Source organism: Pseudarthrobacter siccitolerans (assembly GCF_001046895.1).
In the GTDB taxonomy this organism is placed as follows: Bacteria; Actinomycetota; Actinomycetes; order Actinomycetales; family Micrococcaceae; genus Arthrobacter; species Arthrobacter siccitolerans.
Genome location: NZ_CAQI01000028.1, coordinates 33,794 through 48,014, shown reverse-complemented (window position 1 = coordinate 48,014; position 14,221 = coordinate 33,794). Strand labels below are relative to the sequence as shown.

Below are 14,221 nucleotides of genomic sequence, written 5' to 3'. Positions count from 1 at the left end.
CGGCCGGAGAACGTAAGCAGATGGGCGGACTTGTGGAGCATGCGGACTACTGCATTATCGGCGGCGGCATAGTGGGGCTGGCCACCGCCTACCAGTTGCTGTGCAAGGAGCCCGGGGCGTCACTGATCCTGCTGGAGGCGGCGGATACACTCGCCGCGCACCAGACCGGCCACAACAGCGGGGTAATCCACTCCGGCATCTACTACGCCCCGGACAGCCTCAAAGCCCGCTTCAGCAAGGCCGGCGCACAACAGACAAAGGAGTTCTGCCGGGAGCACGGCATTCCGTTCCAGGAACCGGGCAAGCTGCTCGTCGCCACCACTGCCCTGGAGCAGGAACGGCTGGACCAGCTGGAAGCGCGGGCCGGCATCCACGGCCTGGAGTGCGAGCGGCTTGACCAGCCTGAGCTGCGGCGGCGGGAGCCCAACGTCTCCGGGTTTGCGGGCCTCTTCATTCCGAGCACGGGCATTGTTGATTACAGGGCAGTGGCCCGGAAGCTGGCTGCGCTCATCACCGCCGCAGGCGGACAGGTCATTACCGGGGCAAGGGTCACCGCCATCAGCGAGCACGCGGACAGGGTTAAGGTTGGCACCTCCGATAACCGCTACAGCTGCGGCAAACTTGTGGCCTGCGCCGGGCTGCAGTCGGACCGGCTGGCGGAGCTCGCGGGCGTGGACATCGACGTGCAGATCATCCCCTTCCGCGGCGAGTACTTTGAGCTACCGCCAGATAAATCCAGCTATGTCCGGCACCTGATCTACCCGGTCCCGGATCCCGCCCTGCCCTTCCTGGGCGTCCACCTCACCCCCACCGTGGCCGGCACCATCACAGTGGGACCGAACGCCGTGCTGGGCCTGTCCCGGGAGGGATACCCCAAGTTCTCGGTGGACCTCCAGGATGTGGGCCGGTACCTGAGGTTCCCGGGCCTCTGGCATGTGGCCCGGGAGCATGCCCGTACCGCTGTCCGCGAAGTCCGGAACTCCTTGTTCAAGGGCAGCTACCTGCAGGAATGCCGGAAATACGCGCCCGGCCTGGCCAAGGAGGACCTCCTGCCGTATGAGGCGGGCATCCGGGCGCAGGCGGTCCGCCGCGACGGCACGCTCATCCACGATTTCCTCCTGGCCGAGACGCCCCGGATGATCCACGTCCTGAACGCGCCTTCGCCCGCGGCCACGGCTGCGCTGCCCATCGGCGGCCACCTGGCGTCGAAGGCTGTGCTGCTGCGCACAGCCTAGGCTGTGAGCGCAGAGGCCACGGGCCGGTGGCTAGACTGGCACCGTGACCAACAGCGACCAGCCTGCCAATGCCGGGAAGCCGCCGTCGCGCGGGAGAATCGCTGAGCGGCTGCTTCCCGGGGGCGTGGAACCGGACCCGCGGTTCACCCTTGCCAACGAGCGTACTTTCCTTGCGTGGATCCGGACGTCGCTTGCGCTGCTGGCCGGCGGCATCGCCATCGAGGCGTTCACGGCCGATCTTTTCCTGGAGCCCGTCCGGAAGGGCCTCGCGGTGGTCCTGCTCCTGCTGGGGATGCTGCTCAGCGCAGGCTCTGCCGTGCGGTGGCTGCGCGTGGAGCGCAGCATGCGCAACAAGGCCCCGCTGCCGCTGCCGCTCATCGTGCCGCTGCTGGCCGGGGCAGGCGCGGTGGCCGCCGCCGTCGTACTGATCTTTATCCTCTGGCGCTGACCCCATGGCCGCGTCCCGCCCTGCCGGCAGCCACGGCGACCCCGGCCTGCAGCCGGAGCGGACCACCCTCGCGTGGGGCAGGACCGTACTGGCACTGGTGACGGTCAGCGCCATCTTCCTGCGCTGGCTCCCCCGGCACGGCCTGCCCATCCTTTTGCTGTTCGGGATATCGGCAGCCGCCGCGCTGGCCATCTACGCGACGCAGCGGCACCGCTACAGCGCCAGGTCCCGCGGCCTTTCGAGGGAAAAGCTCGACGCCGACATCACCGCAGTGCTGTGGACCGCTTTTGCGGGGGTCGCGCTGGGTGGTCTGGGCATCGGCGTGGTCCTCGCCGGGTAGCACCAGCGGCCCAGGCCCCTAGAACATGGGCAGGACAAAACCTGCGAGCAGCGCAACGGCACCAATCGCGGTGAGGCAACGGCCCAGCACGGCAGCTGTCCTGGCGGGTTCCTCCGGCACTGCCGTCTGCCACTGCGTGGGCCGCTTGGGGTGGTAGTAGATAGGAAGGGTATCCCCCACAGCCATGTCCTTGATGTCATGCGGCGACATGGGCGCGTGGTGCACCTGGTACTTGCGGTCGAACCAGCGGAAACCCACGCCGGTGGTGTCCGAATACACCACAGCCTCGGCCACATCCCACGGGTGTACAAAGCGGCGCAGGAAGCCCGTGTAGAAGAGCAGGCCCAGCCCTGCGGGCAGGCACAACCAGGTGAGCATTTCCAGAATCGGACCTGCCATATCGAGCACAGTGGGCATGGATTTGATGGTACAGGCGTACGCTGAGGGAAACGTTGCTGCGGAAGGGGAAGACATGAACGACGAAGATCTTTTGGCCCGCATCCAGGCCCTGGTGGAGGAGGAACACACCCTCCGCGGGGGATCCGGCGACGGCCAGGCACCGGACCGGGCCCGGCTCCGGCAGGTTGAAGAACGGCTGGACCAGTGCTGGGACCTGCTCCGCCAGCGCCGGGCCAAAGCGGAGTCCGGCGAGAACCCCAACGACGCCGAAGCCCGGCCCGTCAGCGAAGTCGAGGGCTACAAGCAGTAGGCCGTATCTGTTCCCTTTCCCTCTGGCGGTAATGTTGCGCCAGAGTGGTACCGGCATGCCCACAGAACGGAGCTTCCCTTGCGTCTAGCAATCGCCCAGATCATCAGCAGCGCAGACCCTGCAGCCAACCTGGAGCTGATCCGGGACTACGCCACCCAGGCGAAAGCAGCCGGGGCGGATCTGGTGGTGTTCCCCGAGGCTGCCATGCGCTCCTTCGGCCACTCCCTGAAGGGCATCGCGGAACCGCTCACCGGTCCCTGGGCGGGGAAGGTCCGCGCCCTGGCCGGCGAACTGGGCATCGCCATCGTGGCCGGGATGTTCACCCCGGGGAAGGACGGCCGTGTCCGCAACACCCTGCTGGTCACCGGCCCGGGCGTGGACACGTCCTACGACAAAGTGCACCTCTTCGACGCCTTCGGCTTCCAGGAGTCCCGGACCGTGGACGCCGGAACCGACCCGGTGACCTTCGAGGTCAACGGCACAGTGTTTGGCCTGGCCACCTGTTACGACGTCCGCTTTCCTGCCCTGTTCATCGCCAACGCCCGTGCGGGTGCACAGGTGAACATCGTCTGCGCCTCCTGGGGAGCCGGGGAGGGCAAGGCGGAACAGTGGGACCTCCTGGTGAGGGCCCGGGCCCTGGACAGCACCACTTTTGTGGTGGCCTGCGGCCAAGGTGACCCCGAAACCATCGGCGCCGGCCCCGCAGGCACAGCTCCCACCGGCATCGGCCACAGCGCCGTCATCACTCCCCTGGGCTCTGCGATAGTGGCGCTGGGCGGCAAGCCGGAACTCTCCGTCGTCGACATTGATCCCGCAATGGTGGACGACGTCCGCGCCAAGCTCCCCGTGCTGGCGAACGCCCGGCAGTTCTGATCCCTCTTCGGAGATTGCGCCCCGAGGGTGAGTCTCTGTTCACGGCCCTGAAATCTTCACGGATTTAGGTACGACGGCGGTATCTCACCTTCCGTCCCTTCGGTCACCCTGGCTCCTCGCGGTTTTCCTGCCCATTCACGCACCCCTCCATCCCGCATCGATGGCGCCTGTTTACATACCTGAAACATTGCCGACACGGCGACTTCACACAAAGGCCGTTTCTGTAACGCGGGCGCAACTTTCACGGGCGCTTCCCGAAACACGAACCGCGAAGGATGGACTGCGGGGGAAATGCGAGGGCCTGCAAGAGCGCCCCGCTTCGAGGCGCAATTGCGAAGGGACCTTCAGGTGGAGATTTCTGCCCAACATGTCTGGCTGATGATTTCGGCCGCGATGGTACTGCTGATGACGCCCGGGCTCGGCCTCTTCTACGGCGGCATGACGCGGGCAAAGGCGGCCCTGAACATGATCATGATGAGCTTCATCTCCGCCGGCATTGTCGGCGTGGTCTGGGTCCTGTGGGGCTACTCCATGACCACCGGCGACGGCGTGCTCGGCCTCTTCGGCAATCCCTTCGCCAACTTCGGCCTGCAGAACCTGATGGGTTCGCCCGACCTGATTAAGGCCGGCTACAGTGCCACGTTCGCGATCATCACGGTGGCCCTGATCAGCGGTGCGATCGCTGACCGCGCCAAATTCGGCGCTTGGGCCCTGTTTGTCCCCATCTGGATCACGGTGGTCTACTGTCCGCTCGCTTACATGATCTGGGGCGGCGGGCTGATGAGCGCCGGCGGAGCCGTCACCGCTGTTTTTGGCCAGGTGATCGACTTTGCCGGCGGCGCAGTAGTGGAAATCAGCTCTGGCACCGCGGCCCTGGTCCTTGCCGTGATCGTTGGCCAGCGCCACGGTTTCGCCAAGGATCCGAACCACCGCCCGCACAACGTCCCCTTCATCATGCTGGGCGCCGCCATCCTCTGGTTCGGCTGGTTCGGCTTCAACGGCGGCGCGGCCACTTCCGCGGAACAGGCCGGCCTGATCTGGATCAACACCCTGGTGACCCCCGCTGCCGCCATGCTCAGCTGGCTGGTCACGGAGAAGATCCGCCACGGCCACCCCACTTCGCTCGGCGCAGCATCCGGTGTTGTGGCCGGCCTGGTTGCCATCACCCCTTCCTGCGCCAACATCAGCCCAGTGGCCGCTATCGGCTTGGGCCTGGTTGCCGGTGCCGCCTGCGCCGTCTTCGTGGACCTCAAGTACCGGTTTGGCCTGGACGACTCGCTTGACGTAGTGGGCGTCCACTTGGGTGCCGGACTCATCGGCACCCTGGCGCTTGGCTTCATCGCCCTCCCGCTGGAGGGCCAGGGCGGCGGGCTGTTCTACGGCGGCGGCGTCCAGCAGCTCATTGCCCAGACCGTGGCCGTGGTTATCACGTTGCTGCTCTCCGGGTTCGGTACCTTGATTATTGGCCGGGCCATCAACAAGACCATCGGCTTCCGGGTCAGCAGCGAGGCAGAGACCGCAGGTGTGGACCTGGCCGAGCACGCCGAGAGCGCATATGCCTTCGGGGAAATCGGTGGAGGCTTCCGCCCGCTGAACCACGCCGTTCCGCACGCCGCGGAAGAAACGCACGCTCTGCCCGAAGCCGCTTCCGGTGCCGGCGAAACCCTGCCCCAGCGGCAGGCCAAGGAAGACTCCTTCGCCTGAGCCCCGTCAGTCCGCCAGGATCTTGTAGAGCGCGCGGCGGGTCTCGTCCAGCTTCTCGATCGCAGCAGCCCGCTGCTCCTGGGTGACACCGCTCCGGAACTGGTGGATGGCGGCCATCAGCTTCCCGATGCTCTGGTGGAAGTCCCGGTCCGGGCTTTCAGGTCCGGCGTTCCAGGCGTTCGCCAATTCCTCAGCATGTTCTTCCACCCAGGCCCTTCCGGCATCCGTGAGCGAGAACTCCGTCCCGCGGCCTTCGCTGAGCGGCGTGATGAGTTCCTCATCGACCAGCTGCTGCAGCGTGGGGTAGATCGATCCGGGACTTGGCCGCCAGGCGCCGTCGGTCTTTTCCGCGATGGCCTTGATCAACCCGTAACCATTCGAGGGTGATTCGGCCAGGAGCGAGAGGATGGCGGAGCGGACGTCGCCCCTGCTGGCCCTGCGGGGGCCACGGCCAAAACCGGGCCCGAAGCCGGGGCCAAAGCCTGGTCCGGGGCCGCCAAAACCGGGGCCGAATCCCCCGCCGAAACCGGGTCCGAAGCCCCCGCCCCGGTGCCCGTGCGGTCCGCGCCTTCCACGGCCGCGTTCAAACCTGCCCCTGCCATGCTGCTGGCCGGGGAAATTTTCTTCCGAAGTGCCTTTCATCGTGGCATCTTCCTTTCATTGCCTAGTTGTCGCCGCTTCTTCGGCGATAGCTAACGATATGTCGTTAACTATCGCCGAGTCAATAGAAGACTTCATCAAATCATGACCTTCCATCCTCTGGATCACGCGTCGCGGCGGACGTAGTCTTGTGGCACTCTTCAAGCTCGAGGGCTGGAAAATGGCGAAGAAAAAGAAGCGCAAGCGCCGTGGCGGTTCTGCCCTGGGAAGGATCCTGGGATTCCTCGCAGCGAGTGTGATGTGCGGTGTACTGGCCGCCAGCCTGGTGGTCCCGGCAGTCGCGGCGGCCGGATTCGGAGTCAGCACCTCCATCGGGTTTTTCGACAGCCTGCCGGAGGAACTGACCGTCCAGCCGCCGTCGCAATCCACCAAAGTCCTCACCTCCGACGGCCAGCCCATTGCCACCTTCTATGCCGAGAACCGCGTCCGGATCCCGCTGGACCAGATGTCGCCCCACATCAAAGACGCTGTCATTGCCATCGAAGACAGCCGCTTCTACGAACATGCCGGCTTGGATCCGCAGGGGATCCTGCGGGCGGTGGTGGCGAACCTGACCAAGGGTGACCAGCAGGGTGCCTCCACCATCACCCAGCAGTACGTCACGAATGTGATCAACGAGGCGCGGCTGTCCCAGGACAGGCCGGATGAGGTGATCCTGAGCGGGCAAAAAGACATCGGTGACAAACTGCGGGAGATGAAGCTCGCCGTCGCGCTGGAGAAGAAGTACAGCAAGGACCAGATCCTCGAGGGCTACCTGAACATCGTGTTTTTCAACAGTGACGCCTACGGCGTGGAAGCAGCAGCACGGTACTTCTTCAGCACTACCGCCAAGGACCTGACCCTTCCACAGGCTGCGCTCCTGGCCGGTCTCGTCAACAGCCCCACGTTCTACAATCCGGCGATCAACCCGGAGAACTCGCTGACCCGCCGCAACCAGGTGCTCGGCGAGATGCTCCGGCTGGAGAAGATCAACCAGCAAGAGCATGATGAGGCTGTTGCCGCGCCGATCGAGCTGAAGGTCAGCCCGCAGCGGCAGGGCTGCGCGAACGCCTCCATGGCGCCGTATTTCTGCGACTACATTTCACACCTCATCCTGAACAACCCGGCGTTCGGGCCCAACCCGACTGAACGGGAACGGAAGCTCTACCGGGGCGGGCTCACCATCACCACCACGCTGGACAGCAGGCTGCAGGCGGCGGCCCAGGCGCAGGTGGACGGAACGGCAGGGGCCAACCCGGACCGCTGGGGCGCTGCCCTGGTCAGCATCCAACCGGGAACCGGCAAGATCCTGGCGATGGCCCAGAACACTGTCTTCCTGCCCGAGCCGGGCAAGTTCGATACACAGTTGAACTTCAACGTGGACTCGAAGGATCCCCAGGGCAACGACCTGAACGGTGCCGGCGGGTTCCAGACCGGGTCCACCATGAAGCCTTTTACATTCGCTCAGTGGCTGAACGAGGGCAAGACCATCACCGCCGAAGTTGACGCCTCGCGGCGGGTTTACCCTTTGGGATTCCCTTGGCGCTCCAGTTGCGGGAAGGTGTTGGGCGCCTACAGCACCGCACAGAACAATCCTGAGCTGGGCGCCGCCGACGACCTGCAGAACGCGGAAGAAGGCTTCTACCGGAAGATGGCCGTGAATTACGGGCTGTACAACTCGATCAACACTGCCACTTTCGCCTCCGCTACCCAACTGGACTTCTGCGGGATCCAGAAGATGGTGGATACAGTGGGCCTCCACAGCGGCCTGGACGGCTCACCCATCAACATGCATCAACTGGGCAACCTGCTGGGCGCAACCGGAGTGGCCCCCCTGCACATGGCCAACGCCTTTGCCACCTTCGCCAACGACGGCCGCTACTGCAACCCCATCGCGCTGCTGGATATCACCGATGCCAGCGGCGGCAAGCTGCCGGCGCAGTCCACCGAATGCCGGGATGCGGTCAAACCCGATGTGGCCCGCGGGGTCAACAATGTGCTGCAGGATGTCCTGAAGAAGGGCTCTGGCGTCTGGATCAACCCGAAGGTGCACGACAAGGTTCCTGCGGCAGCCAAAACAGGCACGTCGAACAACAACGGGTCCACCTGGGTGGTGGGTTACACCTCCGGACTCTCAACCGCCTCCTTCTTCGGCGACGCACTGGAAGGCCAGAAACGGTCCGGCCAGAACGTCACTGTCAACGGAACCTTCTACCCGCGGCTTGACGGCTACATGATCGCCGGGCCGCAGTGGGCGAACTACATGGTGAACGTGGCTCCGCTCTACCCGGCTGCACCATTCCCGCCGCCTCCTCCTGCCATGATGGGCTCCAATCCTTCACCCACCCCCAGCCGGTAACCTCCGTCCCGCCACAGTGGCAGGATTGGCGGGGTGAAGAGCCTCGAAACCGAGCGGCTGATTCTCCGCACGTGGGAGCCGGAGGATGCCGGCTTCGTGCTGGACCTTTACTCCCGCTGGGAGGTGCAGCGCTTCATCGGCAACCATCCGCAGGTGATGAGGGAGCGTGCCGAGGCCGAGGAACGGATCCGCCTGTGGCAGGCCATGGACAACCCGTTCCACGGTGCCTGGGCTGTCCAGCTGAAAGAGGCTGTCCGACTGAAGGAGCCAATCCCGTCCAATACCGCAGCACCACTGGCCGGGACCCTGCTGCTCAAGTCCATTCCGGCGTCGGGTGAGGAGCTACCGCTGCAGCCCTCGGGCGATACGGAGATCGGCTGGCACTTCCACCCGGACCACTGGGGGCACGGCTACGCCACGGAAGCGGCCGCCGCCGTGCTTGCCTACGCATTCGACGGCGGACTGGAGAGAGTGATAGCGGTGACGGCGCCGGCCAACACTGCGTCGCAGAGGGTGTGCCTGCGAATCGGGATGACCCACCTGGGACAGACCAAGAGGTACTACAACGCCACGTGCGAGCTCTTCGAGGCCGCGCCGGACCAGCTGCATCCGGGCTAGCTGTACTCAGTACAACTAGCCCCCGCCCTTCCAGAGCCGCTGCCACCACGAGCGCGGAGGCTCAGGTTCAGGCGGCGGAGCCTGCTCCGCCCGGGCAGCGCGGCGCTCCCGCCACCGCTGCACCTCTTCCTCCACATCCCGGGTTTTGGTGATGACGGGCGGGCCGCCCTGGAGCTGGCGCCGGGCGTCGACGACGCGCCGGTTGAAATCCGCCAGGATATCCCGCACCTGCTGCTCGGTGTACTGCGCGTCAAGCTTGGCGTCCAGCTCCGCGTCCTCGGTCCGGAGCAGGATGGCGGCCGGGCCCAGGCCGCTGATGTTTTCCCGCTGGATGAGGCCCTTGACCCACCAGTCGGGGTCGTACGACTCCCCCAGCCCCGGGATCGGCTTGCCCGCGTACTTGAGGTTGTCGAACTTGCCCTGCGCCATGGCGTCCCGCACCAGGTACTCCGCCCGGGCTGCGTCGCTGACCTTCTTGCGCTTCTCCCGCTCCTGCGCATCGAGGGCATCGAGGGCGGCTTCCTCCTCAGCGCTGATACCGGCTCCCCGGTAGGACCGGACCTCAGCGGCCCGCTCCAGGCGCTTCCGGATATCCCTTGCCCCGCCGCTCATTGCTGCCACCGCCCCATGTCGGAAATGATGCTTCCTCCCAGTATTCAGAAGGTTCGGGTCCGCTTCAACGGAAGGCGCAGCAACCGAAAGCAAACAGGTGGCTTAAGCTGGTCAGGCGGTGCCAGTCGAGGAGGAGTTGCCCATGGATGCAAAGAAAGCCGCGGAGCGGACGGAAACGTTCAGCTGGGTGGATCCCCGCGTGGGGCTCGAACATCTGCCGCGCCTTTCCGGGTTCGAGTACCTCTGCGGGATGCGCGACGGGAGCATCCCCCGGCCGCCCATGGCATCGCTGATGAACCTGGCCCTTACCGCGGTGGAAACGGGCCGGGTGGAGTTTGAATGCCGCCCGGGCGAGGCCCATTACAATCCGCTCGGGGTGGTGCATGGCGGCTTGGCGTGCACGCTCCTTGACACCGTGGTGGGGTGCGCCGCCCACAGCACCTTGCCTCTCGGGTTCGGCTATACCTCTATTGATCTTTCGGTCAGCTACCTGCGCCCCATCACGCTGAAACACACAGTTCTTCGGGCGGAGGGCACCGTGGTGAAGCAGGGGCAGCGCGTGATCTTTGCGGAGGGGCGGATTGCCGGGCCGGGCGGGGAGCTTCTGGCCACCGCCACCAGTTCGCTGCTGATTTTTGCCGCCGGTTCCCGCGAGGCCAAGTAAGCCCTGCCCTGGAGGGTCCCAGGAAAGCGTACGACGGCGGGAGGTCCCGCCGTCGTACGTCTCCCTTGGGTGCCGGCAGGCTCTGCTGGTCAGGCGTTCGCGTGTTCGGCGAGGATGGGATCGATCTGGCCCACGGCCTCCCGCATGCCCTCCTCCATACCCATCTGGACCATCTGTTCCATTTGCTCCTCCGACTCGAAGGTGGAAACGATGGTCATCCTGGTCCGTCCGCCGGTGTCCTCGAGCGTCACCGTGGCGTGGGTGGTGCCCATGGACTCGACCGGGGCACCGTTTTCGTCGGCGAAACCGTCGTCAAACTCCAGCTTGCGGGGAGCCTGGATGGCAGTGAAGCGCCACCAGCCGCCAGCCTTTTCACCCTCCGGCCCGGTCATGTAGTAGCCGGCTTTGCCGCCGGATTCAAAATCGAACTGCTCAAAGGTGGCCGGCCAGGTGGGCGGCCCCCACCAGCGCTCCAGCTGGCGCGGGTCTTCCCAGAGTTGCCAGACGCGTTCGACTCCGGCGTCGAACTCGGCCACGAGAATGAAGCTGAGCGCCTCAAGATTTTTGGTGGAACTGATAACCGACATTGCAGAACCCTTCCTTATCCTTCAGCCAGAATGTCAGCGATCCGGTCCACACGCTGCCGCCAGATCGCCTCATACTCATCGAGCAGCCGGCGGGCCTTCTGCAGCCCTTCGTGGTTTCCCCGCACAATCTGCTCCCTTCCGCGCTTCTCCTTGGTGACCAGGGAGGCGCGCTCCAACACCGCCACATGCTTCTGGACGGCGGCGAAGCTCATGGCGTAGAGGCCCGCAAGGCCGGAGACCGAATACTCGCCGACCGTCACCCGGCGAACAATGTCCCGGCGGGTGGAATCAGCGAGCGCCTGGAAGAGGCGGTCAAGTTCGGTTTCGCGGGGCTGATCTACAACCATTTGGTTGTACGATAGTCCTGCCTGCTCCTCGCGTCAAGGGATTTCCGCCCGCCTTAATGCGATGGACCGCCACCGCCCGCACGGTATCTTGAAGCCCATGGGCATTTTCCTCGCCGGGGCCGGTCCGGACTATGACGCGTTTCCCGACGTGTTCGAGCACTTTGTCCGGGCCCTCCCCCGGCCAGAGGGGACAGAGCGCCCGGCCCGGATTGCCTTGGTGGTCCACTCCCGCAACAGGAACCCGGAAGAGGTCTTCGCTGACTACGTCCGGCCCCTGCAAGCGCTGATTTCCTGTGAGGTGGTACGAGTCCTGCTAGGTGCCGGCAGTCCGGCGGATCCGGCTGTGTTCGCCCACGCTGACGGCGTCGTGGTGGGCGGCGGGCTCACTCCGGCTTACCTGGAAGGGCTTCGAGCCTGTGCGGGTGCCATCGCTGCCAGGGCGGCCGACGGCGCGCCATACCTTGGGTTCTCAGCCGGCGCCATGATCGCTCCCGCACGAGGCACTATGGGCGGCTACCGCATCAACAGCGTTGAAGTGTGCGGGGAGGAATGTTCGGAGGACCTCGACGAGGTGGACGTCCGCGACGGGTTGGGACTCGTTCCCTTCGCCGTAGACGTCCACGCCGCCCAGGCCGGGACCCTCAGCAGAGCCGTAGGTGCGGTGGCGGCAGGACTGGTGGACCGGGCCGTGGCGGTGGACGAGACCACGGCGATATTCCTGTCCGCCAGCAGCGCCCCGGACTTCGAGGTAATGGGCAACGGGAACTGCTGGGATATCCGCAGGACCGGCGACGGCTGCAGCGTCTCCGTCCGGTCAGCCGGCAGCTAAGCGTCGAAGTGTGTCTGGACGCTGGCGCCCTGCAGCTGTTCAATGAGTTCCGTGGCGACGTCCCGCAACTTGCGGTTGCGGTTGCTGGAGACCTTGGTGAGGATTTCCATCGCTTCTGACTGCGAGCACCTGTTCTGGGCCATGATGACACCGCAGGCCAGGTTGATGGCAGTCCGGTTCTGCATGGCTGCCTCCAGGTCCTCCGCCCGGTTTTCGGCCGTCTTGATGCGGATGGAAAGGTGCAACGTGCTATGTGCTGCGGCACCAAAACCGACAGCCTTGTCATAGACGTTCGGGGTAAAGACCCCCGGCCTGGACGCGAAGAAATTCAAGGCAGCGCTTGCTTCGCTGTTGATTTCCAGCGGCACCCCCAGCGAGCTGTAGACGCCCGCCTCGGCGAATTTTTTGGTGAGCTCGGGCCACCTGGACTCCGTTGCTACGTCGTCGACGATGACCGGAGACATTTCCCGCAAAGCACGCATGCATGGACCATCGCCGATGGCCTGCTCAATGTGGTCAAGCCCAATGGCACGATCACTGCTGCCTGCGACGGTGGTGGGCCGGCGCCTCAGCTTAAGGGTGACTGCACATTCGATGGCATCGCCTGCCGCTTCGGAGACCGCCGCTGCGGCGAGTCCGGAGAGCCCTGACAGGAACTCCGCTGCATTTTCCGCACCCACCAGGATGTTTTGCAACTGGTTAACGGGCTCGCTTTCCGGTGAACTCGACATGGTGCCCATATTACTGTCCCATCTCTCGGTTACGCAGTGGAGGCCTCTCGCACGTGCCGCGATCTCTATTCAGGCACCTCCATCTGGAAACCGCAGGAACAGTGCAGCACCCGTGTTGTCAGGTAGACGTCCAGCGAGTCCTCCGGCGGCCCGTCAGTGAAGGCCGGCGCGCTGAGCCTGCGCAGCTCGGAGCCGGTCTTCTGCATGGGCTGACCGCAGTGGATGTACTGGCCATTAAAGGCCAGGACCCCTTCGATCCGATGGTTGGGTCCCTCAGGATGGATCGACATTGTCAGGCCGCGGCAGGATAGCTGGAAAGAATGTAATCGGCCGCTGCCGGGCCCACCATCCGCAGCCTGGTGTCACTGAGGTCGATGCCGGCCCGGTGCATCGCGGCGCGGAAGGTGACATCCGGCTTGGCTTCCAGACCGTTGATTAGGCACCAGCTGACGTAAAGCCCATAAAGGCAGTCGGCAGACAGGGGGCAGTCGGTGTCGAATTCCGGAACGGTGGCTTCAGCAAGGAACTGTGAGAAATGCGAGGCAGCCATGATGGCTCTCTTTCGCCGGTGTGCATCTGTCCGCCGTCTTGCTACAGCGGTCACTCCTGAAGGCCCTGCACATGGCCCGGAGGGGTAGGTCGCCAGCGGGTGTGACGCCTACCACTAAAAATGTACGCACTGGCTGTCCTTCTGTCCAATCATGCTTCAGGCAGGCGCATGAGCGTCGCGTTACTCCTCGAAGTGCGTCCACAAGGCGGGATCGGGCGAGACAGATTCGATGACGCCTGCGGCCACATCCCGGAGCTTGATGTTGCGGCTGTTGGAGGCCTTCCTCAAAATGGCCATGGCTGCGGCCTGGCTGCAACGGTTCTGGGCCATGATCACGCCGACGGCAATATCGATGGCGGTCCGTGATTTCATCGCAGCTTCCAGGTCCTCCTTCGCATCCCTCAGCTGGGCAAGGCGCAGCTCCAGCCGCAGCGTCTTGGCGGATTGCTCGCCAAACGATTCGGCGCGTGCGATGTCCTCGGGAGAGAATCCGTCAACTGCCGAGGAGTAGATATTCAAAGCAGCCGAGGAATTCCCCTCCAGCTCCAGGGGCACGCCCAGAATAGAACTGACGCCGTGTCCTGCGACCGCCTGGGTGTATTCCGGCCAGCGGTGCTCCCTCGCCACATCGGCCACGTACACGGTTTTGCCCGTGCGCATGGCCGTGAGGCAAGGGCCGTCACCATAGGCGTACTGCAGGTCCTCCATCACGCGTGCTGTGGGCGTACTGGAGGCGATGGAAACCGGCCGCTTCCGGCGCACCACGGTGAGGTTGCAATGCACGGCTTCGCCGGGCGGGGCCAGGAGGGAAGCCGAGAAAACGGCGAGTTCCTTGAAAAAGTCCTGGGCATCGTCGGCCTGCAGGACGAGGTCCTGGAGGCGGGAAATGATGCCGTCCTGAACTGCGGGGGCAACATGCAAAGAGGCGGTATCGGGTAGGGCGTCCATTACATATCCGTGAAGTCGGGCTTCAACC

General features: G+C 64.9%; 19 protein-coding genes. 10 read left to right on the top strand and 9 right to left on the bottom strand.

Annotated features, from left to right (window positions below):
• The first annotated feature begins 20 nt into the window (after positions 1–20).
• The 3 genes from lhgO to ARTSIC4J27_RS02705 are packed head-to-tail and all read left to right on the top strand — an operon-like array spanning position 21 to position 2,023.
• Positions 21–1,235, top strand: a complete 1,215-nt coding sequence (gene lhgO / locus ARTSIC4J27_RS02715; RefSeq protein WP_050053675.1) for an L-2-hydroxyglutarate oxidase — start codon at positions 21–23, stop codon at positions 1,233–1,235.
• A 43-nt stretch (positions 1,236–1,278) separates the two neighbouring features.
• Positions 1,279–1,683, top strand: coding sequence for a YidH family protein (locus ARTSIC4J27_RS02710; protein ID WP_050053674.1), 405 nt, complete (start codon positions 1,279–1,281; stop codon positions 1,681–1,683).
• Positions 1,684–1,687: 4 nt separating this feature from the next.
• Complete coding sequence (locus tag ARTSIC4J27_RS02705) at positions 1,688–2,023, top strand: DUF202 domain-containing protein (RefSeq protein WP_050053673.1); 336 nt, start codon at positions 1,688–1,690, stop codon at positions 2,021–2,023.
• A gap of 18 nt (positions 2,024–2,041) precedes the next feature.
• Here the strand turns inward: ARTSIC4J27_RS02705 and ARTSIC4J27_RS02700 are convergent, their stop codons facing one another.
• A complete protein-coding gene (locus ARTSIC4J27_RS02700) occupies positions 2,042–2,440 on the bottom strand; it encodes a hypothetical protein (protein WP_050053672.1) in 399 nt (132 codons plus the stop codon).
• A 55-nt stretch (positions 2,441–2,495) separates the two neighbouring features.
• Here ARTSIC4J27_RS02700 and ARTSIC4J27_RS02695 point away from each other — a divergent pair, with 55 nt between their 5' ends.
• The 3 genes from ARTSIC4J27_RS02695 to ARTSIC4J27_RS02685 all read left to right on the top strand — a co-directional run bounded on the left by ARTSIC4J27_RS02695 (position 2,496) and on the right by ARTSIC4J27_RS02685 (position 5,309).
• A complete protein-coding gene (locus ARTSIC4J27_RS02695) occupies positions 2,496–2,732 on the top strand; it encodes a DUF2630 family protein (RefSeq protein ID WP_050053726.1) in 237 nt (78 codons plus the stop codon).
• A gap of 78 nt (positions 2,733–2,810) precedes the next feature.
• Complete coding sequence (locus tag ARTSIC4J27_RS02690) at positions 2,811–3,605, top strand: carbon-nitrogen hydrolase family protein (RefSeq protein ID WP_050053671.1); 795 nt, start codon at positions 2,811–2,813, stop codon at positions 3,603–3,605.
• Between the two features lie 348 nt (positions 3,606–3,953).
• Positions 3,954–5,309, top strand: coding sequence for an ammonium transporter (locus ARTSIC4J27_RS02685; RefSeq protein WP_050053670.1), 1,356 nt, complete (start codon positions 3,954–3,956; stop codon positions 5,307–5,309).
• A 6-nt stretch (positions 5,310–5,315) separates the two neighbouring features.
• On the opposite strand, the gene ARTSIC4J27_RS02680 is transcribed toward ARTSIC4J27_RS02685, so the two are convergent.
• Complete coding sequence (locus tag ARTSIC4J27_RS02680) at positions 5,316–5,951, bottom strand: PadR family transcriptional regulator (protein WP_050053669.1); 636 nt, start codon at positions 5,949–5,951, stop codon at positions 5,316–5,318.
• Between the two features lie 178 nt (positions 5,952–6,129).
• Between ARTSIC4J27_RS02680 and ARTSIC4J27_RS02675 the strand changes: the two genes are divergently transcribed.
• The gene (locus ARTSIC4J27_RS02675; RefSeq protein ID WP_050053725.1) at positions 6,130–8,307 is read left to right on the top strand and encodes a transglycosylase domain-containing protein; all 2,178 of its coding nucleotides are present in this window, start codon (positions 6,130–6,132) and stop codon (positions 8,305–8,307) included.
• 33 nt (positions 8,308–8,340) lie between these two features.
• Entirely contained in the window at positions 8,341–8,925 is a 585-nt protein-coding gene (locus ARTSIC4J27_RS02670; protein ID WP_050053668.1) for a GNAT family N-acetyltransferase, read from the top strand.
• A 15-nt stretch (positions 8,926–8,940) separates the two neighbouring features.
• Here the strand turns inward: ARTSIC4J27_RS02670 and ARTSIC4J27_RS02665 are convergent, their stop codons facing one another.
• Positions 8,941–9,537: a DnaJ family domain-containing protein gene (locus ARTSIC4J27_RS02665; protein WP_050053667.1), complete on the bottom strand. Its 597-nt coding sequence runs from the start codon at positions 9,535–9,537 to the stop codon at positions 8,941–8,943.
• Positions 9,538–9,679: 142 nt separating this feature from the next.
• Between ARTSIC4J27_RS02665 and ARTSIC4J27_RS02660 the strand changes: the two genes are divergently transcribed.
• Positions 9,680–10,201 (top strand): PaaI family thioesterase, encoded by a 522-nt coding sequence (locus ARTSIC4J27_RS02660; RefSeq protein WP_050053666.1) that lies wholly within the window; start codon positions 9,680–9,682, stop codon positions 10,199–10,201.
• An 89-nt stretch (positions 10,202–10,290) separates the two neighbouring features.
• Here the strand turns inward: ARTSIC4J27_RS02660 and ARTSIC4J27_RS02655 are convergent, their stop codons facing one another.
• Both ARTSIC4J27_RS02655 and ARTSIC4J27_RS02650 read right to left on the bottom strand, forming a co-directional pair.
• The gene (locus ARTSIC4J27_RS02655; protein WP_050053665.1) at positions 10,291–10,788 is read right to left on the bottom strand and encodes an SRPBCC family protein; all 498 of its coding nucleotides are present in this window, start codon (positions 10,786–10,788) and stop codon (positions 10,291–10,293) included.
• Between the two features lie 14 nt (positions 10,789–10,802).
• Entirely contained in the window at positions 10,803–11,135 is a 333-nt protein-coding gene (locus ARTSIC4J27_RS02650) for an ArsR/SmtB family transcription factor (protein ID WP_050053664.1), read from the bottom strand.
• A 97-nt stretch (positions 11,136–11,232) separates the two neighbouring features.
• Here ARTSIC4J27_RS02650 and ARTSIC4J27_RS02645 point away from each other — a divergent pair, with 97 nt between their 5' ends.
• Positions 11,233–11,964 carry a Type 1 glutamine amidotransferase-like domain-containing protein gene (locus ARTSIC4J27_RS02645; RefSeq protein WP_050053724.1) on the top strand — a complete coding sequence of 244 codons (732 nt, stop codon included), beginning with the start codon at positions 11,233–11,235 and terminating at the stop codon, positions 11,962–11,964.
• Here ARTSIC4J27_RS02645 and ARTSIC4J27_RS02640 read toward each other — a convergent pair.
• The 4 genes from ARTSIC4J27_RS02640 to ARTSIC4J27_RS02625 form a co-directional block, all read right to left on the bottom strand.
• Positions 11,961–12,695 carry a GAF and ANTAR domain-containing protein gene (locus ARTSIC4J27_RS02640; RefSeq protein ID WP_050053723.1) on the bottom strand — a complete coding sequence of 245 codons (735 nt, stop codon included), beginning with the start codon at positions 12,693–12,695 and terminating at the stop codon, positions 11,961–11,963. The genes ARTSIC4J27_RS02645 and ARTSIC4J27_RS02640 overlap by 4 nt on opposite strands.
• Before the next feature lie 65 nt (positions 12,696–12,760).
• Positions 12,761–12,985, bottom strand: a complete 225-nt coding sequence (locus tag ARTSIC4J27_RS02635) for a hypothetical protein (RefSeq protein WP_050053663.1) — start codon at positions 12,983–12,985, stop codon at positions 12,761–12,763.
• Between the two features lie 2 nt (positions 12,986–12,987).
• Positions 12,988–13,245 carry a hypothetical protein gene (locus ARTSIC4J27_RS02630; RefSeq protein WP_050053662.1) on the bottom strand — a complete coding sequence of 86 codons (258 nt, stop codon included), beginning with the start codon at positions 13,243–13,245 and terminating at the stop codon, positions 12,988–12,990.
• 180 nt (positions 13,246–13,425) lie between these two features.
• On the bottom strand, positions 13,426–14,193 hold the full coding sequence (locus ARTSIC4J27_RS02625) for a GAF and ANTAR domain-containing protein (protein WP_083435287.1): 768 nt from the start codon (positions 14,191–14,193) through the stop codon (positions 13,426–13,428).
• Between the last annotated feature and the right edge of the window lie 28 nt (positions 14,194–14,221).